Origin of the sequence: Vibrio sp. CAU 1672 (genome assembly GCF_029223195.1) — a bacterium.
In the GTDB taxonomy this organism is placed as follows: Bacteria; Pseudomonadota; Gammaproteobacteria; order Enterobacterales; family Vibrionaceae; genus Vibrio.
Map to the genome: position 1 here is coordinate 1 of NZ_JARHUF010000027.1, position 19,610 is coordinate 19,610.

Annotated in this window: 12 protein-coding genes, 2 tRNA genes, 2 rRNA genes and 1 riboswitch; of the genes, 11 read left to right on the top strand and 5 right to left on the bottom strand. The window is 49.6% G+C overall.

What is annotated here, in order from left to right:
• From rrf (P2G85_RS18240) to metH, 5 genes are all read left to right on the top strand, one after another.
• A 5S ribosomal RNA gene (rrf, locus tag P2G85_RS18240) occupies positions 1-114 on the top strand; the annotation flags it as partial.
• Positions 115-176: 62 nt separating this feature from the next.
• Positions 177-252 (top strand) — tRNA-Thr (locus tag P2G85_RS18245).
• Positions 253-275: 23 nt separating this feature from the next.
• Positions 276-391 (top strand): 5S ribosomal RNA (gene rrf / locus P2G85_RS18250).
• A gap of 27 nt (positions 392-418) precedes the next feature.
• Positions 419-495 (top strand) — tRNA-Asp (locus P2G85_RS18255).
• A 379-nt stretch (positions 496-874) separates the two neighbouring features.
• Complete coding sequence (metH, locus tag P2G85_RS18260; RefSeq protein ID WP_275865499.1) at positions 875-4,555, top strand: methionine synthase; 3,681 nt, start codon at positions 875-877, stop codon at positions 4,553-4,555.
• A gap of 81 nt (positions 4,556-4,636) precedes the next feature.
• Here metH and lysC read toward each other — a convergent pair whose 3' ends face one another.
• Entirely contained in the window at positions 4,637-5,986 is a 1,350-nt protein-coding gene (gene lysC / locus P2G85_RS18265) for a lysine-sensitive aspartokinase 3 (protein WP_275865500.1), read from the bottom strand.
• Positions 5,987-6,102: 116 nt separating this feature from the next.
• A riboswitch (Lysine riboswitch) is annotated at positions 6,103-6,281 on the bottom strand.
• A 177-nt stretch (positions 6,282-6,458) separates the two neighbouring features.
• Here lysC and P2G85_RS18270 point away from each other — a divergent pair.
• A complete protein-coding gene (locus tag P2G85_RS18270) occupies positions 6,459-7,580 on the top strand; it encodes an alanine--glyoxylate aminotransferase family protein (RefSeq protein ID WP_275865501.1) in 1,122 nt (373 codons plus the stop codon).
• Between the two features lie 48 nt (positions 7,581-7,628).
• Here the strand turns inward: P2G85_RS18270 and P2G85_RS18275 are convergent, their stop codons facing one another.
• From P2G85_RS18275 to P2G85_RS18290, 4 genes are all read right to left on the bottom strand, one after another.
• Positions 7,629-9,392: a PglL family O-oligosaccharyltransferase gene (locus P2G85_RS18275; RefSeq protein ID WP_275865502.1), complete on the bottom strand. Its 1,764-nt coding sequence runs from the start codon at positions 9,390-9,392 to the stop codon at positions 7,629-7,631.
• Positions 9,393-9,460: 68 nt separating this feature from the next.
• Positions 9,461-12,283 carry an excinuclease ABC subunit UvrA gene (uvrA, locus tag P2G85_RS18280; protein ID WP_275865503.1) on the bottom strand — a complete coding sequence of 941 codons (2,823 nt, stop codon included), beginning with the start codon at positions 12,281-12,283 and terminating at the stop codon, positions 9,461-9,463.
• Between the two features lie 127 nt (positions 12,284-12,410).
• The gene (gene galU / locus P2G85_RS18285; protein WP_275865504.1) at positions 12,411-13,289 is read right to left on the bottom strand and encodes a UTP--glucose-1-phosphate uridylyltransferase GalU; all 879 of its coding nucleotides are present in this window, start codon (positions 13,287-13,289) and stop codon (positions 12,411-12,413) included.
• A 155-nt stretch (positions 13,290-13,444) separates the two neighbouring features.
• Positions 13,445-14,089 (bottom strand): LuxR C-terminal-related transcriptional regulator, encoded by a 645-nt coding sequence (locus tag P2G85_RS18290; RefSeq protein ID WP_275865505.1) that lies wholly within the window; start codon positions 14,087-14,089, stop codon positions 13,445-13,447.
• A 280-nt stretch (positions 14,090-14,369) separates the two neighbouring features.
• On the opposite strand from P2G85_RS18290, the gene P2G85_RS18295 reads away from it, so the two are divergent.
• The 5 genes from P2G85_RS18295 to P2G85_RS18315 all read left to right on the top strand — a co-directional run bounded on the left by P2G85_RS18295 (position 14,370) and on the right by P2G85_RS18315 (position 19,602).
• On the top strand, positions 14,370-14,909 hold the full coding sequence (locus P2G85_RS18295) for a single-stranded DNA-binding protein (RefSeq protein ID WP_275865506.1): 540 nt from the start codon (positions 14,370-14,372) through the stop codon (positions 14,907-14,909).
• Between the two features lie 258 nt (positions 14,910-15,167).
• Entirely contained in the window at positions 15,168-17,177 is a 2,010-nt protein-coding gene (gene csrD / locus P2G85_RS18300; RefSeq protein ID WP_275865507.1) for an RNase E specificity factor CsrD, read from the top strand.
• An 11-nt stretch (positions 17,178-17,188) separates the two neighbouring features.
• Positions 17,189-18,634: an MSHA biogenesis protein MshI gene (locus tag P2G85_RS18305; protein WP_275865508.1), complete on the top strand. Its 1,446-nt coding sequence runs from the start codon at positions 17,189-17,191 to the stop codon at positions 18,632-18,634.
• Complete coding sequence (gene gspM, locus P2G85_RS18310) at positions 18,627-19,277, top strand: type II secretion system protein GspM (RefSeq protein ID WP_275865509.1); 651 nt, start codon at positions 18,627-18,629, stop codon at positions 19,275-19,277. The genes P2G85_RS18305 and gspM overlap by 8 nt, the downstream gene beginning before the upstream one ends.
• Positions 19,270-19,602 carry an MSHA biogenesis protein MshK gene (locus P2G85_RS18315; RefSeq protein WP_275865510.1) on the top strand — a complete coding sequence of 111 codons (333 nt, stop codon included), beginning with the start codon at positions 19,270-19,272 and terminating at the stop codon, positions 19,600-19,602. Before gspM ends, P2G85_RS18315 begins: the two co-directional genes overlap by 8 nt.
• Positions 19,603-19,610: the final 8 nt, after the last annotated feature.

The following is a 19,610-nucleotide window of genomic DNA, read 5'->3' on the forward strand; positions in this document are numbered from 1 at the left end:
TGGCGACCATAGCGATTTGGACCCACCTGATTCCATGCCGAACTCAGAAGTGAAACGAATTAGCGCCGATGGTAGTGTGGGGTTTCCCCATGTGAGAGTAGGACATCGCCAGGCTTTAAATTTAAAGGGCCCGTTTGAGTAAACGGGCTTTTTTAGTCCTCATAGGACACCTTGATGCTGATATAGCTCAGGTGGTAGAGCGCATCCTTGGTAAGGATGAGGTCCCCAGTTCGAGTCTGGGTATCAGCACCAGCTTCAAGGTAATACAAATTTTACTTGGCGACCATAGCGATTTGGACCCACCTGATTCCATGCCGAACTCAGAAGTGAAACGAATTAGCGCCGATGGTAGTGTGGGGCTTCCCCATGTGAGAGTAGGACATCGCCAGGTTCTTATTTAGCCCAGGCTAACCAATGCGGAGCGGTAGTTCAGTTGGTTAGAATACCGGCCTGTCACGCCGGGGGTCGCGGGTTCGAGTCCCGTCCGCTCCGCCACTTATTCTGAGCCCGAGTCGAAAGACTTGGGCTTTTTTACGTCTGTTATTTTTGTTCGTCCTGCGCACTTATCTGAACAGCTACTTATCCAGATTGGTATGGGCCCAGCCAGAGTACCATCCCGCCCTTTATTCCAGATCTCAGCAGAAATGCCGATTATTGTCAGTACTTTGGGCCTGTAGCTAATGAGTCCCGGCTACGTTTAACCCAGGCGCTTTGCTAACGAGTCTTTTCCAATACATTGTCCCTAACACTTTATACCGGTGTTTTTCGAGTTGCCTGTGTGGATAAAATAATCACCAATTCCCATTTTAGACGTCTAGACTCCTGAATATTGTGTGATAGGATGGAAGGATATTACAAGGAATGAGGTTGAAGCGTGGGAAGTAACGTAAGACAACAGATTGAAGCTCAATTGAAGCAACGTATTCTTTTGATCGATGGTGGTATGGGCACCATGATCCAGGGCTACAAACTGGAGGAGCAAGATTATCGGGGGGAGCGCTTTGCTGACTGGCATAGCGATCTAAAGGGTAACAACGACTTGTTGGTCCTGACTCAGCCTCAATTGATCAAGGATATTCACGGCGCGTATTTGGAAGCGGGAGCGGATATACTCGAGACCAATACTTTTAACGCCACCACTATTGCGATGGCTGACTATGACATGGAAAGCCTGAGTGATGAAATTAACTTTGCCGCGGCAAAGCTAGCGCGCGAAGCCGCGGATGAGTGGACGGCTAAGACACCGGATAAGCCTCGCTATGTGGCAGGGGTTTTAGGTCCGACCAACCGCACTTGTTCGATCTCTCCGGATGTAAATGACCCTGGTTACCGCAATGTTTCTTTTGATGAGTTAGTCATTGCTTACTCTGAATCGACTCGTGCGCTGATCAAAGGTGGTTCTGATCTTATTTTAATTGAGACGATCTTCGATACGCTAAATGCCAAAGCGTGTGCGTTTGCGGTAGAAAGCGTGTTTGAAGAACTGGGTATTGAACTACCTGTGATGATCTCCGGTACGATTACCGACGCTTCCGGACGTACACTTTCAGGTCAAACCACCGAAGCTTTTTATAACTCGCTGCGTCACATCCGGCCACTTTCATTTGGTTTGAACTGCGCTCTTGGCCCTGACGAACTGCGCCCTTATGTCGAAGAGTTATCTCGAATCTCCGAATCATTCGTCTCGGCTCACCCTAATGCAGGCTTGCCGAATGCATTTGGTGAATATGATTTGTCGCCGGAAGAGATGGCCGGGCATGTTAAAGAGTGGTCTGAAAGTGGCTTCTTAAACCTGATTGGCGGCTGTTGTGGAACAACGCCAGAGCATATTCGGCAGATGGCCTTGGCGGTCGAAGGTGTTAAACCACGTACTTTACCAGAGCTCAACGTGGCGTGTCGTCTCTCTGGCTTAGAGCCATTAACGATTGAAAAAGAAACCTTATTTATTAATGTTGGTGAACGAACTAACGTGACCGGCTCCGCTCGTTTCAAACGTTTGATCAAAGAAGAGCTCTACGATGAAGCCCTTGAGGTTGCTCGTCAGCAGGTGGAAAACGGCGCACAGATCATCGACATCAATATGGATGAAGGCATGCTGGACGCACAAGCCTGTATGGTTCGATTCTTGAACCTTTGTGCATCGGAACCGGAAATTTCAAAAGTACCGATCATGGTCGATTCTTCCAAGTGGGAGGTCATTGAAGCTGGTCTCAAATGCATCCAAGGTAAAGGCATCGTGAACTCCATTTCTCTTAAAGAAGGTAAAGAGAAATTTGTTGAGCAGGCCAAACTGATCCGTCGTTACGGGGCGGCGGTGATCGTGATGGCGTTTGACGAAGTTGGCCAAGCCGATACTCGTGAGCGTAAAGTTGAAATCTGTACCAACGCTTACCGAATTCTGGTTGATGAAGTTGGCTTCCCGCCAGAAGATATCATTTTTGACCCGAATATCTTTGCGGTAGCAACGGGGATTGAAGAGCACAACAACTACGCGGTTGATTTTATCGAAGCGGTTGGGGACATCAAACGAGACTTACCACACGCAATGATTTCTGGTGGGGTGTCTAATGTATCGTTCTCTTTCCGGGGTAATAACTACGTGCGTGAAGCGATTCATGCCGTGTTCCTTTACCATTGTTTCAAGAACGGCATGGACATGGGGATTGTGAATGCCGGTCAGTTAGAAATCTACGATAACGTACCCGAACAGCTGCGTGAAGCAGTAGAAGACGTGGTACTGAACCGTCGTGATGATGCCACCGAAAGATTGCTGGATATTGCCGGTGAATATGCAGAAAAAGGCGTGGGTAAGGAAAACGATGCGTCAGCGCTTGAATGGCGTACCTGGCCGGTAGAAAAGCGTTTAGAACATGCACTGGTTAAAGGTATTACCGAGTTTATTGTCGAAGATACTGAAGAGGCACGTGTTAACGCCACAAAACCGTTAGAGGTGATTGAAGGTCCGCTGATGGATGGTATGAATGTCGTCGGTGACCTGTTTGGTGAAGGCAAAATGTTCTTGCCACAGGTGGTTAAGTCGGCGCGGGTGATGAAGCAGGCAGTGGCTCATTTAGAACCTTTTATCAATGCAGAGAAGCAAGCGAGTTCTTCCAACGGTAAAATATTGCTCGCGACGGTAAAAGGTGACGTGCACGATATCGGCAAGAACATCGTTGGTGTGGTACTGCAATGTAATAACTATGAAATCATCGATCTTGGTGTGATGGTGCCCTGTGAACAGATCCTCAAAGTTGCGAAGGAAGAAAATGTCGATATCATCGGCTTGTCTGGCTTGATCACCCCTTCACTGGATGAAATGGTGCATGTTGCCAAAGAGATGGAGCGACTTGATTTTGATTTGCCATTGCTGATTGGTGGCGCGACCACATCGAAGGCACACACCGCAGTCAAAATTGAGCAAAACTACCAACATCCAGTCGTTTACGTGAACAATGCCTCTCGCGCGGTAGGCGTCTGTTCTGCGCTGCTTTCAGAAACGCAGAAGCCCGCCTTTGTTGAGAAGTTGCAAGCCGATTACGACGTGGTACGCGATCAGCATGCTCGTAAGCGTCCGCGTACTAAGCCGGTTACATTGGCAGAAGCTCGAGCGAATAAAGTGGCGATTGATTGGGATAACTATACGCCACCAGTCCCAGCCAAACCTGGGGTGCATGTGTTTGATGATGTTGATATTGCAACGCTGCGTAATTATATCGACTGGACTCCATTCTTTATGACCTGGTCACTGGTTGGCAAGCATCCAGCAATCTTTGAGCATGAGGAAGTCGGTGAAGAGGCGAAGCGCTTGTACCGTGATGCTAATGACTGGCTGGATCGTATCGAGCAGGAAGGGCTGCTGAAAGCGCGTGGCATGTGTGGTTTGTTCCCGGCGGCCAGCGTCGGGGATGACATCGAAGTGTATAGTGATGAGTCGCGTACGCAAGTGGTTAAGATGTTGCATAACCTGCGTCAGCAAACTGAGAAGCCGAAAGGCTTTAATTACTGTTTATCCGATTATATAGCGCCGAAGTCGAGTGGCAAGAAAGACTGGATTGGCGGTTTTGCGGTGACGGGCGGGATTGGTGAGCGCGAACTGGCCGATGCGTTTAAAGCCCAAGGCGATGACTATAATGCGATAATGATCCAAGCGGTGGCAGACCGTTTGGCTGAGGCATTTGCTGAGTATCTACATGAAAAAGTGCGGAAAGAGATTTGGGGCTACTCTGCTGATGAAAATCTGTCGAACGATGAGTTGATCCGGGAAAACTATCAGGGCATTCGTCCGGCGCCCGGCTACCCGGCCTGTCCTGAACATACCGAGAAAGGAGGACTCTGGGAGCTGCTCAAGGTCGAAGAGACACTAGGCATGTCATTGACCTCCAGTTATGCGATGTGGCCAGGCGCTTCGGTTTCCGGCTGGTATTTCTCCCATCCGGACTCGCGTTACTTTGCCATTGCGCAGATCCAGCAAGATCAGCTGGAGAGCTATGCGGATCGCAAAGGCTGGGATCGAATTGAAGCAGAAAAGTGGCTAGGGCCGAACCTGCATGGCTAACAGCTTAAGGCTGATTCTCACAAAACGAAGGGGCTGCATATTTGCAGCCCCTTACTTTTTATCGAGTATCAATGACGGCCATTACTCAAAAAGCTCAGTATGAAGCTTTTGAATGGCTTGTTTTGAGACAGATTTGTGCATCAGAAAACACAAGTTGTGTGGGCTGGCGCCGTAACAAATCATACGCAGGTTAAAGTCTTCTAGTGTGCCGAATACTTGTTTCGCATAACCTTTGCTTTCACTCATTTTATTGCCAATCAGAGCGACAAGACACAAGTCGTGTTCGACTTCAACTTTACATAGCTCTTCCAACTCATCTCTTGCGGCTTGAGGCAGTTGAGGCGCACCACCGGCCGTATCGGTTTGGTCTAGGGTGAGTGAGACACTAATTTCGGATGTGGTAATGAGATCAACCGAGATCTTATGTTTGGCCAGGATTTCAAATACCTTGGCTAAAAAGCCGTATGCATGGAACATGTTAGCGCTGCGAAGGGTTACCATGGTTTGATTGCAACGCAAGGCAAGCGCACGAAACAGTGGCGAGCTTTCGACTTGCTGGCGAATCCAGGTACCGCCTTTCTCTGGTTCTTTCGAAGAGCCGACGAAGACAGGAATATCATGGCGTAAAGCCGGAACCAAAGTCGAAGGGTGGAGGATCTTCGCGCCAAAGTTAGCCATTTCGGAGGCTTCACTAAAACTTATTTCCGGAATAGGTGCGGCTTTAGGGGCAATACGGGGATCGGTGGTGTAGATGCCCGGTACATCAGTCCAAATCTCAAGGCCTGCAGCCTGCACGCCTTCGGCAATGAGTGCCGCACTATAGTCACTGCCGCCACGGCCCAGCGTAGTGGTGTTGCCCGACTCATCTGAGCCGATAAAGCCTTGTGTGACGACGACGTGATTGCGGCAGAGCGGGGCCAGCTTTTCTTGTGCCAGCTTGGCGATAACTTCAATGTCGGGTTCTGCGCGGCCAAAGTTATCATCAGTGCGCAACACTTCGCGGATATCAAAACGTACCGCGTTAATTCCCCGCTCATACATCAGTTGGGTCAGGATGTGGGTCGACATCAGCTCACCACAGGCAACCAGATGATCGGTGAGTTTTTTGTTGGCCTGGATCGAGGCCGCTTCCGCTAAGCTGGTGACCGTATCAAGCACCGCATAGACTTCCGCAGCGACCACGGTGGCATCATTTAATTGATTGAGAATAGCTTCATGCAGCTCAGCCAGTTGGGTCAACAGTGTGGCACGACGAGCCTGATCTTGTACGCCATTTGCCAGTTCCACCAGTATATTGGTCACACCTGAACAGGCACTGCTGACGACCAGGCGAGTAGCCGGATTGTTCTCGATGATGGTGGCGCAACGGCTCATGGCTTCAAAGTTTGCCACGCTGGTTCCACCGAATTTTGCTACGTTAAATGCGCTCACTGCATTTCTCCCACGTCTTCTAAAAAGTAACAACAGTTGGTTTGACCAACTCGAATAGTAATGGTGAGGAAAGGGACAGAGCAAATAGAGAGGTATTGATAAATGTAGAGAAATTTACCCTCAGAAGCTCTTCATCAGACCGTGCTGATGACAGTTGATGGGAATCAACCCAAGTCAACCGACAGATCAAATCCAACAAATATGATCCACCTCGGCACTGCTCCCCCTGAGTGATAGGTATCGGAATTGTGGTTCCACCAGTCACCTGCCTGGGCAGTGCTCCTCTTCTGCTTAAAGCTTAATCATTGAACGGGTTTGGCGTACTAATGTCAATTAATATTTAACCACGATTGAAAGTTTTTTATGCAGTTAAACAGGGTTCTGGTTTGACCACTATACTTACGGCTAATTGCCGCCTGAGGAAAAATCCTTTAGGGTGAAGAACCTTACCCACTGCATGCAAGGAGCTGACATGCCGATCAAAAGTTTTGTTCCCCCCCAACGTACGCTAATGGGCCCAGGGCCTTCGGATATATCTCCTCAGGTATTGCAGGCACTGAGCCGTCCAACCCTTGGGCACCTAGACCCTCTGTTTATCGGTATGATGGATGAGCTTAAGCAGTTGCTTAAATATGCCTTTCAGACTGACAATGATTTTACTATTGCTGTCTCTGCACCGGGCAGCGCCGGCATGGAAGCCTGCTTCGTTAACTTGATTGAACCAGGCGATAAAGTGCTTGTTTGCCGCAATGGGGTGTTTGGCGAACGGATGCGTGAGAATGTCGTTCGGGCTGGTGGTGAAGCCATTGTTATTGATGATGAGTGGGGAGCGCCAGTTTCGATCCCGAAAGTTGAGCAAGCTTTGCTTGCTCATCCGGACTGTAAAATTCTGGCGTTTGTCCATGCAGAAACTTCGACCGGCGCAATGAGTGATGCGCAGGCGTTAGGTAAGCTGGCTAAGCAGCATGACGTGTTAACCATTGTTGATGCGGTGACGTCATTGGGCGGTGTGCCGCTTAAGGTGGATGAGTGGCAACTGGATGCTGTGTATTCTGGCAGTCAAAAATGTTTGTCTTGTGTGCCGGGCCTGTCTCCGCTCACCTTCTCTCCGGCCGCGATTGCCAAAATTCAGTCGCGTACTACTCCGGTACAGAGTTGGTTCCTCGATCAAAGCCTGGTACTTGGCTATTGGAGTGGTGAAGGCAAACGCAGCTACCATCATACTGCGCCAGTCAACAGTTTGTACGCTTTGCATGAAGCGCTGTTGATGCTCAAAAATGAAGGCCTGGAAAACGCCTGGGCCAGACATCAGACAATGCACGAAAAACTCAAACAGGGCTTGGAAAAACTTGGCTTTAAGTTTGTCGTCGATGCGGCTTTTCGTTTACCGCAACTCAACGCAGTTTATGCGCCTGAAGGAATTAATGAAGCGAGTGTCCGGTCCCATTTGCTTGAGACGTATAATCTGGAAATTGGTGCCGGGCTAGGGGCGCTGGCCGGTAAAGCCTGGCGGATTGGTCTGATGGGCTATGCCGCCAGGGCTGAGAACGTTGCGCTCTGCTTACGTGCTCTGGAAGAGTCTTTGACTGAGTAGCTGGAATGAACAAGCGAAGGTATTTTACCTTCGCTTTTTGTTCGGTGGTTATTGTGCTGATGAGGTTGAGTTATTGTTTATGCCCGGTTGATAACTCACTTGGCTGAAGTCCGTGTCCGGAAACAAGAACTGGGCCTCCGCGCGGATTTGTTCTGCCTTACTGGTGTCGTTTATTCCCAGGTAAGCCAGGATCAGGTTGGTGTAAAAAGCCGGTCGCGGCTTATCTTTAATGATGGCCAGTGACCAGTCAATATAGGCTTGGATTAAGTTCGGATCTTGGTTGTGCAAGCCGAGGTTCAGGTAAGTACTGTAAACATCCCAGTCAAAGCGATCTTTCCACACCACGGGGTTGGTCACCTGGCTGAGAATGTCAGGATCTTTGGGGCTGGATGTTTCAAACTTCGTCAGGATAAAGTTGGTGTGCAGAGCGCTCAGCATATAGACACTGAACAGCGCTGGGATGATCAGGCTACACACGCGCATTAAGCTCTTAGTGAGGTTGCTAAAGCCGGCGTTGCGGTAACGTGAAACGCGCTGATCGACCCAATACAGCAGAATAATGAAAATAAGCCAGTGTACTAGCGAATGGTAAAATGGGTACTCTAACTGGGAGTGCAGCACAATGGGAATAAACAGAGCTAGCAGTGCCAGCCGGGTCCCCCGCTTCGCCTGGTATATTCGGTACAACACCAGTAACATCGCCACTAAGATGCCAAGAACAGGCAACAAACCTCCCTCTATCCCCCAATACAGCAATTCGTTGTGTGGATGATCAAGCGCCGCTAGTCCTGCTGGATAGTTAGGGTTGAGCGCGTGCTGTCTGGCGGTATATAACACGTAAGCAGGCTCAAAAGTGCCATATCCATATCCGGTGAACGGTTTCTCGATCAGCATATCCAGGCTTTGTCGATATAAGGTGCTGCGGATATCGGAAGCGGTGGCTTTTTGATTCAGCTTGTCTGCCGTATCATCCTGAACCATGCTCAAAATCGCGCCCAAACCGAAGCCGAGCATAACCGAAAGCAACCAGTACCTCAGACGCTTGCGGGTGGTAAAGCGATACAGGTAAGGCAGAGTCAGCAGCAGAACAAAGATCCCGCTGAGCCAACCGGTCCTCGACGCTAAAACGATCAGCAGTGGGATCGTCAAGATCGGTATCAGGTACAATAATACGATATCGCTCAGTCTGCGCTCGTATTTGTGAGGCTGTCTGGCCAGTAAGTAACCTGCAACTCCGAGGCCGGTGGCAAGAAAACTGGCCATCACATTTGGTTGTTGGAAAATACCATAAGGCCGGTTATTCAGGGTATCGTAACCAAATGGGTTACCGGGCTGAAGATAAAGGTATTGAATGAAACCGAAAATGGCTTCAATCCCGACGGCGAGGACAATAAACCATAACAGACGTTGCCGGTGCTTGTTGCTGAAGTGAAATTGTTGCAAAACAACAAAGAACATCAGGCCAAACCACAGGCCAATCAACTTACTGGCCGCCAGCGAGTGATTCGCGTTGGGATACAGGACCGGAATCGTCATGATTACGACACACGCGAGTAACCCGATAGTCAATTTGCTAAAGCGTAACGTGCGGTTTCTTGCCGTTTGGTAGCAGCCGATTCCGAGCGCAAAGCTGAACGCTATCCAGGAGGTAGCATTAAAAGAGAGCGCTAATCCGGAGCCCCCCGGGTTAGGCATAAAAATATGCATCGCCACCGAAAAGAGCACCGCCAGGGCGACAAGAAACTTGCGATTGAGCGGCACGCGCACTTTTTGCGGTGACAGTTTGGTTCCACTCACATGAATAGTAGCCATAATAATAACGTTATGTTTGTATGAAAAAAGACCAGCGCTTGCTGGTCTTGTCACTTTACCTGTTTTTTCTACATCAACATAGGTTTAAGGAAGCGGGCTGTGTGCGATCCTTCAATCTGAGACACATCTTCTGGGGTTCCCTGGGCAATGATTTCCCCGCCGCCCTGGCCACCTTCTGGTCCCAGATCGACAATCCAGTCGGCGGTTTTGATCACATCTAAGTTGTGTTCAATTACCACCACGGTATTACCATGGTCACGCAGGCGATGGAGTACGTTCAGCAGTTGCTGAATATCATGGAAGTGGAGGCCTGTGGTTGGCTCGTCCAGAATGTACAGGGTTTTGCCGGTATCGCGCTTCGATAACTCCCGTGCCAGTTTCACGCGCTGCGCTTCACCACCGGACAGGGTTGTGGCGGCCTGTCCGAGACGAATATATGACAGGCCAACATCCATCAGCGTTTGCAGCTTACGGGCTATTACCGGAACCGGATCGAAGAAGCTGCGCGCGTCTTCCACCGTCATGTCCAGTACTTCGTCGATGGTTTTTCCCTTGTAACGAACTTCAAGTGTTTCCCGGTTGTAGCGTTTGCCTGTACATACATCACAGGGAACGTACACATCCGGCAGGAAGTGCATTTCTACTTTGATCACCCCGTCACCCTGACAGGCTTCACAACGTCCCCCGCGTACGTTGAAACTGAACCTGCCTGGCTTATAACCGCGTGAGCGCGACTCCTGGGTGCCGGCAAACAGCTCGCGGATCGGGGTGAAAATACCGGTGTAGGTGGCTGGATTCGAGCGCGGGGTACGGCCGATTGGGCTCTGATCAATATCAATGACTTTGTCAAAGTGCTCCAACCCTTTGATCGCTTTGTACGGCGACGGATGTGCCGTGGTGGCTCCATTGAGCTGGGTGTGGGCGATCTTAAAGAAGGTGTCATTGATCAAGGTGGATTTGCCGGATCCGGAAACACCGGTAATACAGCTGAACAGGCCGACCGGAAGTGACAGGTCGACATTCTTGAGGTTGTTGCCGCTGGCACCAAGCAGTTCCACGGTTTTTTTCGGATCTCTTGCGGTGCGCTGCCGGGGAACGATGATCTCTTGTGCGCCACTCAGGTATTGACCGGTCAGTGATTCCGGGGTGGCGATGATCTCTTCGACCGTACCTTCCGCTACGACCCGTCCGCCATGAACGCCGGCACCGGGGCCGATGTCGATCACATGGTCGGCACAGCGAATCGCATCTTCATCGTGCTCGACCACCAAGACAGTATTACCCAGATCACGCAGGTGGGTCAGGGTTTGGAGTAAGCGTTCATTGTCACGCTGGTGGAGGCCGATTGACGGCTCATCGAGTACATACATCACGCCTACCAGCCCGGCTCCGATTTGGCTGGCAAGACGGATGCGTTGTGCTTCCCCTCCGGACAGGGTCTCTGCACTGCGCGACAGGTTGAGGTAGTTGAGGCCAACATTGACCAGAAACTGCAGGCGGTCGTTGATCTCCTTCATCACTTTTTCTGCGATTTGCGCACGCTGGCCTTCGAGGGTTAAGTTGTGGAAAAACGCCAGTGCATCGGCAATACTCAGCTCGACAATTTCCGGTAAGGTGGTGCCGTTAATAAACACGTTGCGGGCTTCGAGGCGCAGGCGGGTTCCACCACAGCTGGAGCAGGATTTGGTCGAAATGTATTTGGCCAGATCTTCCCGCACCGAGTTTGATTCTGTATCGCGATAACGTCGTTCCAGGGTATTTAGGATCCCTTCAAACGGATGCCGTTTAACCCGAATGTCACCACGATCATTGATGTATTTAAACTCAACCTCGGTTCTGCCTGAGCCCTTCAAAATGATCTCTTGGGTTTTCTTCGGCAGAGAGTCAAACGGGGCATGCAGATCAAAGTCAAAGTGCTCGGCCAATGACGACAGCATTTGGAAGTAATAGTAGTTTTTCTGATCCCAGCCGCGGATTGCCCCCTGAGCTAAGCTTAGTGACTTATCCTGGATTACGCGCTCAGGGTCAAAATATTGCTGTACCCCCAGGCCATCACAGGTAGGGCAGGCCCCGGCGGGATTGTTGAATGAGAACAGGCGGGGTTCCAGCTCCTGCATGCTATAGCCACAGTGTGGACAGGCAAAGTTAGCCGAGAAGATAATTTCTTCTCCGTTGCCATCCATTGGGCTGACCACCGCGATCCCGCCGGACAGCTCGAGAGTGGTTTCAAACGATTCTGCCAAACGCTGCTGCAAATCAGGGCGGACTTTAAACCGGTCAACCACGACTTCAATCGTGTGTTTCTTATGCAGTTCCAAGGCTGGGGGATCAGAGAGATCACAGGTTTCACCGTCAATTCTTGCCCGGATAAAGCCTTGAGCAGCCAGGTTTTCCAGCGTTTTAACATGTTCCCCTTTGCGTTCTTTAACTATCGGGGCTAACAACATCATCTTGCTGCCTTCAGGCAGAGCCAGAACCTTATCCACCATTTGACTGATGGTTTGTGCCGCCAGAGGCTCGTGGTGGGTAGGACAGCGTGGTTCTCCAACCCGGGCGTAGAGCAGGCGTAAGTAGTCGTAGACTTCGGTGATGGTGCCAACGGTCGATCGCGGGTTATGCGAGGTGGACTTCTGCTCAATCGAAATTGCCGGAGAGAGGCCTTCGATATGATCAACGTCTGGTTTTTCCATCAGAGACAAGAATTGGCGAGCGTAGGCAGACAGCGATTCCACATAACGTCGCTGACCTTCAGCGTAAAGCGTATCAAATGCCAGAGATGACTTACCGGAGCCACTTAAGCCAGTGATCACGATCAGTTTATCGCGCGGGATCGTCAGGTTGATGTCTTTGAGATTGTGGGTTCGGGCACCGCGAACTTCTATTTTGTCCATCTTTTTCGCTCTGTGTAAAACCAAGTCAGGCAAGTATTACATAGAGTGAGAAATGTGCAAAGGGAATACTGGATAAAAAAACAGTAAGGCCGGGAGTGTTCCCCGGCCTGATGAGTCAGAAACGGTGTTATTTTTGCGTTTCCTTGGTAGTGGCGTGCTTACCTAGTTCGGATTTCTTTTCATCTTTGAGGTAAAGGTTTTCGAAACAGTAGTTAGTGGCTTCAATGTAGCCTTCGACACTACCGCAATCAAAACGTTTACCTTTGAATTTGTAGGCTAATACACAGCCAGCCTTGGCTTGCTTAAGCAGGGCATCGGTGATCTGGATCTCTCCGCCTTTACCCGGCTCGGTATTCTCGATTAACTCGAAGATGTCCGGAGTCAGAATATAGCGGCCAATGATCGCCAGGTTACTTGGTGCGGTACCCGGCTCAGGTTTTTCCACCATATCGTCAACACGGAAAATATCATCTTTGATCATTTCGCCGGAAATCACGCCATACTTGTGGGTTTCTTCGGCAGGCACTTCCTGCACGGCAACAATCGAGCAGCGGAATTGCTTGAACAGTGCCACCATCTGAGACAGCACGCCTTCGTCTTCATTGACGCACAAGTCATCTGCCAGTACTACGGCAAATGGTTCATCTCCGACCAGCTCACGGCCGGTAAGGATCGCATGGCCGAGGCCTTTCATTTCACGCTGACGGATGTAAGTAAAGTGGGCTGACTCAATGATCTCGCGGATATCGATTAACAGCTCTTCTTTGTTGGTACCACTGATTTGGTGCTCGAGTTCGTAGTTTTTATCGAAGTGGTCCATGATCGAGTGTTTACCGCGACCCGTCACAATACACATACCATTCATGCCTGCCTGGATGGCTTCTTCAACGCCGTATTCGATCAGGGGCTTATTGACGACCGGCATCATTTCTTTCGGCATGGATTTTGTCGCGGGAAGAAAACGCGTTCCATAGCCTGCAGCAGGGAATAGGCACTTTTTTATCATCGGGGGATTGTCCTTTCTCAACATTATTAGGATTAAGCTTCTTCGCCACACTTTAGCATGACTGGCCATAATGAATCATGGACTATGTTGGAAAAAGTGTGAGGCTGAAGGAGATTAAAGACGAAAGGTGGCATGGGCTGCCATAAGCCCTTGGCTTATGACAGCAAATTTTGATCTGCCCAAGCGATGGCCTGAACACGATTTTTCACCGACAGCTTTTTGAAGATCTGGTAGAGGTGCGACTTGATGGTGAACTCGCTGACAAACAGCTCTTCCGCCATTTGCCCATTGGAAGCACCGGCCTGAAGGCAGCGCAAGACTTGCAGTTCACGGATGGTCAGATCAACAGTGGCCGGGGTCGTATGGGTACTGATCACATTACGGTAATAGTGCAGCAGTTGGCTGGTCACATTACGCGGCAGCCAGTTTTCACCATTTACAATGCCTTTCAATCCCGCCGCGATTTGAGGTATGGGATCATCGCGATAAAACACGCCTTTTAACTGCCCGAGAGAGAGTAATTCGTCGGTGGTCAGGCGTTTGGGGACATTAAACACGACGGTTTCGAAATCTTTCCACATCAGGGGCAGATTTTTGATGGATGTAATCAGGTGTTTGTACTCATTGAAATCGATCAACAGGATCTTGTTGCGATGTTTGGGATTGGCTTCCATCAGGTTTTCGGGATGGATGACCGGAATCTTTATCTCAGCATTGGCCTCAAGCGGTTTAACACTCTGTTCTGCCTGAGGGGCTATACTGATCAGGAACAACTTTCTTGCATAAGCTGACTTTTTCATCAGTGGATTCTCCCTAGCGGGTTTCACAATACATTAACGTTGGCATCAAAGTTGGAGCAGAGCCACAGGCTAAACTCATAATTGCGTTGGGATTCCAAAGCTTGACGAAATCCTTTGTCTGATTTGATGAGAAAATGCAAGGTCAGTTGAGAAATCGGGCAAAAGGGTTCTCGGTGAAGATTCATTCGGACACAATCGATTGGACTTTAACCCGGTGTTTAAAGCGTGCTATTCTAGTGGGCTGAAAACATTTATATCCAAGAGTGAAACGGAGCACATCATGGCCAGCCGTGGAATTAACAAAGTTATTTTGGTGGGGAATCTCGGTAACGACCCTGAAATTCGTTACATGCCTAACGGTGGCGCAGTAGCTAACATCACTATTGCCACATCTGACTCATGGCGTGATAAAGCGACGGGCGAACAGCGCGAGAAAACAGAGTGGCACCGTGTGGCACTATTCGGCAAGCTGGCGGAAGTTGCTGGTGAATACTTACGTAAAGGCTCACAAGTGTACATTGAAGGCCAGTTGCAAACGCGTAAGTGGCAAGACCAAAATGGCCAGGACCGTTACACGACAGAAGTTGTAGTACAAGGTTTCAATGGCGTGATGCAGATGCTGGGCGGACGTGCTCAGGGCGGCGCTCCTGCTATGGGCGGACAGCCACAGCAACAAGGTGGCTGGGGACAACCTCAACAACCTGCGCAGCAACAGTATAATGCCCCGCAGCAAAAGCAGGCTCCGCAACAGGCTCCTCAGCAGTCACAGCCGCAGTACAATGAACCACCAATGGATTTCGACGACGATATCCCGTTCTGATCCTTGTAAAATATAAAGTGTCAATTTAGACCAAGTAATGTCATCAAACCCAGCGTAATTGCTGGGTTTTTTATTCTTGTAGCTGTAGAAAACCCACTCCAGTGAGATGCTTGTGTCAGGCACCATTGTGATTTGATTTCTGGATCATTATAGAAAGGTGCGTCCCACATTCGGGGTAATCGGATTGTTTACTTATGGGTTATCCAGTATAAGTACTTCAATTAAGGTATATGGTGAATAATAAGGGATTTGGTATTCATGAGGTATACCCCAACTCTAAAGTTAAGCACGCGGCTGGTGGCCTTTGTCACCATGATCGTAATTTGCGCTATGTTTATCTTGTTTGTCGGTGGCACCCTCTCATTCAGGCAGCTCGGACAGGAGTACCTCAATCACTATTTGGAAGGTATTGTGGAGGTGGTTGATAAGGAGATGGCAGATCCTGACGCGGCCTACTCAATGCAGCGCTGGATGCCAAAAATGCTCCAGGCAAGCAGTATTGTTGAGATGACGTTGTCGACCGACAATGCGGTCGTGTACCGTTTTAAAGACACTTCCCACAGCCTTGATGCCTCCGTTTTATTTGAGCAAGAATACCGCCTCAAGCATAATCACGACTACACCATCCGTTTTAAGGCCATTCCGCCATACTTCGGCTATGGCTATTCAATGCAAGCGCTTTGGTCCATTACTCTGGCGGTCATTTTGATCATTTTCTGTTTAATGCGCGGGCTTGCCTGGCTGAAAGAGCAGTTGGTCGGCTCAGAGATGCTGGAAGAGCGTGGAAGGATGATCCTGGCCGGCCGTGTCGAGCAGTACGCCAAAGGCAGCGAACTCGAGTGGCCTTATACAGCGAGTCTGGCACTGGATGTATTAATAGAAGAGTTACAGGATGCTCGTCAGGAGCGCAGCCGCTTTGATACCTTTATCCGTACCCAGACGTTTCTCGATAAGCTGACCGGTACCGCGAACCGGGTATTGTTCGACAGTAAACTGGAATCGGCCCTGCTGGAAAGCGGATCACGCGGGGCGGTGGTGTTAATCCGGATCCAAGAGTGGAAATCTGTCGAAGAGAGCCAAAGTAAAGCGGTGGCGGATGAATTCATCATTGAGGTGGGCAGGCTGCTTTCCAACTTGGTACAACGTTATCCGGATGTGGTTTTCTCTCGCTATTACCATGCGGTTTTTGCCGTGTTTATTCCTCATCAGACGGGCAAAGATGTCGCGAACCTGGCATCACAATGTATCCGTCAACTGGAAAGACTGACCCCGCCAGCGCCACTTGAGCCAGATAACTGGTGCCATATTGGCATCACAATGTATAAAGAGGGCGAACGCCATAGCCAGATCATTGATGAGGCTGAAACGGCACTGCGCAGTGCCCAGTTGCAAAACAATAACAACTGGAGCCGGTTTAAAAAATGGAACCATGATGAAGAAGCGCGAGGCAGTGTTCGTTGGCGATCGCTGTTAGATAAAGTTCTCACTTCTTCTAATGTCATGCTGTATTCACAATTAGCTTACTCAATAGGTGATGCTGCGCATAAAAATCCATTGCATAACGAGTTAACCTGTCGCATTCGGGATCCGGATAATGGCATCGTCAAAGCATCGCGCTTTATCTCAGCGGTGAGGCAGGTCGGTTACGAAGCGATGATGGATAAAGCGGTGGTAGGCAAATTCCTAGAGGATTTTAAACAGCTTAACAACACCAGCGAGCATTACTCTCTCAACTTAAACGTTACACCTTTTGCACAGCGCGAGCACTACAAGTGGTTTCGGGATGAACTGCTACAACTGTCACGCGATGAGCGAAAGTGTCTCAGTTTTGAGTTTGTGGAAGCACAATTTGTAAGACACTTAGACTTTATGCGTCCGGTTGCTAAAATGCTGGTCGGACTAGGTTGTGATTTAGTGGTTGGTCAGGCAGGGCGAACGATTGTCAGCACACATTACCTGAAAGAGATGGATATTCGCTATCTTAAACTGCATCGCAGTCTGGTGACTAAGATTGACCAGCGGCATGAAAACCAGCTGTTCGTGCGCAGTATGCTAGGTGCCGCGGCTAACAGCAAAACTCAAATTATTGCGGTAGGCGTTGAGAACAAACAGGAATTGAACACTCTGGTAGAGTTGGGGGTGTATGGCGGACAAGGGCGTTATTTTTCAGCTGAGCAGCCCTATCTACCGCGAGGAAATACCAATGCGGGCTCTCAGTCGGATTCTCAGGTTAAGCTGGGAAGACGAAATCGTTGGCGGAAAAAATAAAGATAATCATCATGAATTTTAATGCAGTACTCGATAAGCTTAAGCGGTCGTCATCCGGCGGCCGTATATGCTTTCTGGTGATACAGGCGGATGCCATTTATCTGGTCTCTGCCGCCAAAAGCAGCCGTCCTTCAAAGTTTGATATCTCAGAATCTAACTGGGAAAAAGCGCTTGAGCAGGCTCTGAGTGTGGCGGCGAGTGCGTACGATACCCTTTCGGTGGTGTTGTCTCACAATTACTATCAGATGTATCAAATCGACAAGCCAACCATGCCACGGGCAGAGTGGCCGTCGGCGTTACCCTTTTTATTAAAAGAGCTGATTTCAGAACGTGCAATTGACATTATTGCCGATGCCGTAGAACTGCCTAACACCAGCAAGGTTCAGGCTTATGTGTTATCACGTAAGCTGTTAGATCAACTGCTTGCGGCCGCGGCACGTTTCCATCTTGTCGTTGATGCGGTTATCCCTGAAGATGATATCTGGGGAGATACCGCCGGAGAGCTGGGTAACTTTGTCCTGCTACAACGCAGTTGCCGCGGGCACTTCCGTATCAGTGCTTTTGTCGATCATACTATCGCGTTCCACCGAACCATTCGTAGTGTGACCTCGCCGATCACCGGGGTGCCTTCAAGTGAGTTGCAACTGGACAGTTTATCACTGGAGCTGCAGCGCTCGATTGACTACCTCTCTTCCCAGCTGAGACATACTCAGTTACACCAGATGAAGGTCTGCTGTGATGAGGAAGACGAAACGGAGCTGGTTGAAGCACTGAACTACCGGTTAAGTACCAAAGTTTCCGCACTGCTTGAGCCAGATCATTCATTCTCTGGGCACGTATTAGCGGATACTGCCGCACTTGGGCATACACCGAGGGTCAATCTTTATCCGGAATATCTAAAACCGAAGAAAAATCTGCTGACGCTGAAGAACGTCGCGCTTTCATGGGCTGTTGCGGTCGGTGTGCTTTTATTCTCTTATGGTTACGTTACCTGGCAAAGTCAGGGAGTGGAAGATGAGATTGCGATAAGCAAAAGTAAAAGTGGCATTCTAAAGTCGGAGTTGGAGCGCTATCAGGCCCAGTTGCGTAAAGCGGCTCCGGACAAAAATAAACTGGCGGCGAAGGCCCGCCTGGAGCGCGAAGTGAAAGCTAAGCGTGACTCACTCAAAGCGGTCGGGCGTTATGATGAAGCACAGCGTACCGGTTACTCCGGTATCATGCAGTCTCTGGCTAAATTAGGTAATCAAGATATTTCGTTATCCCAGATACACATCGATAGTGAAAACCTGGATTTGCAGGGGCTGGCAAGAACGCCCGCCTCGGTGCCGAGCTGGGTGAATCAGTTTAAAAATGAAATCAGCCTGGTGGGACGAACATTTGCTGATGTCAAGATTGGCCGGAATGAGGATGGTATTGTGACCTTTGAACTGAGAACGCGTGGAGACAGCAATGAATGAACTCTGGCTCAAGTTGGAAGAACGCTTTGACGAAATGAGCGGGCGCGAAAAAGCGCTGATTGCGCTGTGTGGCCTGGTGTCGGTCGTGATGTTGTTGTTCACCTTGGTGTTGGAGCCCAAACTCAATGCAGTGATGGAACATAACCGTCAGCTCAGCAGCTTAAATCAAGCGAATCAGCAGGCTGAAATCGATATCCTGCGTATTCAGGCTCAGCTGAAAAAAGATCCCAATGCGGAGATCGATAAAGAGATCTCAAGCTTACTTGCGGTCAGTCAGCGGTTATCGATGCAGTTATCTGAGATCATTGAACATTTGATCACGCCTTCGCAGATGGCGGAGCTGCTGGAGCGGGTACTGGCTCAGCAAGATGGCATTCGTTTGTTGTCTTTGCAGACCTTGCCTTCAGAGCCGATCACCGAGGATGAAGAAGCGTCACAGTATTCTGGTTATTACGTCCACCCTGTCCGGATGGAACTGGTCGGTGATTACTTTTCCATCTCTGAGTATCTCAAGAAAATAGAGAATCTTCCGGTCAGTTATTTTTGGCGCAGTTTCAATTATCAAGTGGAAGAGTACCCGAAAGCGAAACTGGTGCTGGAGGTGTACACCTTAGGATCACGAGAGGAGTTTATCGGTGGTTAAGCATTTGATGATGGTGTTGATGTTGGCTGCCGTCAGCAGTGCCAGCTGGGCCAACCAGGATCCAACGGCACCGCTTGGCTGGCAAAAACCAGCAGTCCAATCCAAGGTGACTACAAAAACCAGGCAATACCGTTTGCCGACGCTCAACAGTATCGTCTGCAATCCTGACAGTCAGTGTGTGGCGGTAATGAACAACCAGATTGTCGAGCAGGGTAAGCTATTTAAAGGCTACCGCATTGCCCAGATTAATAGTGAATATGTAACGTTAAAGCGTGGCAGCCGCCAATGGAAGCTAGAGCCTTTTCGTTTGAACATAAAACAATAATAACCAGA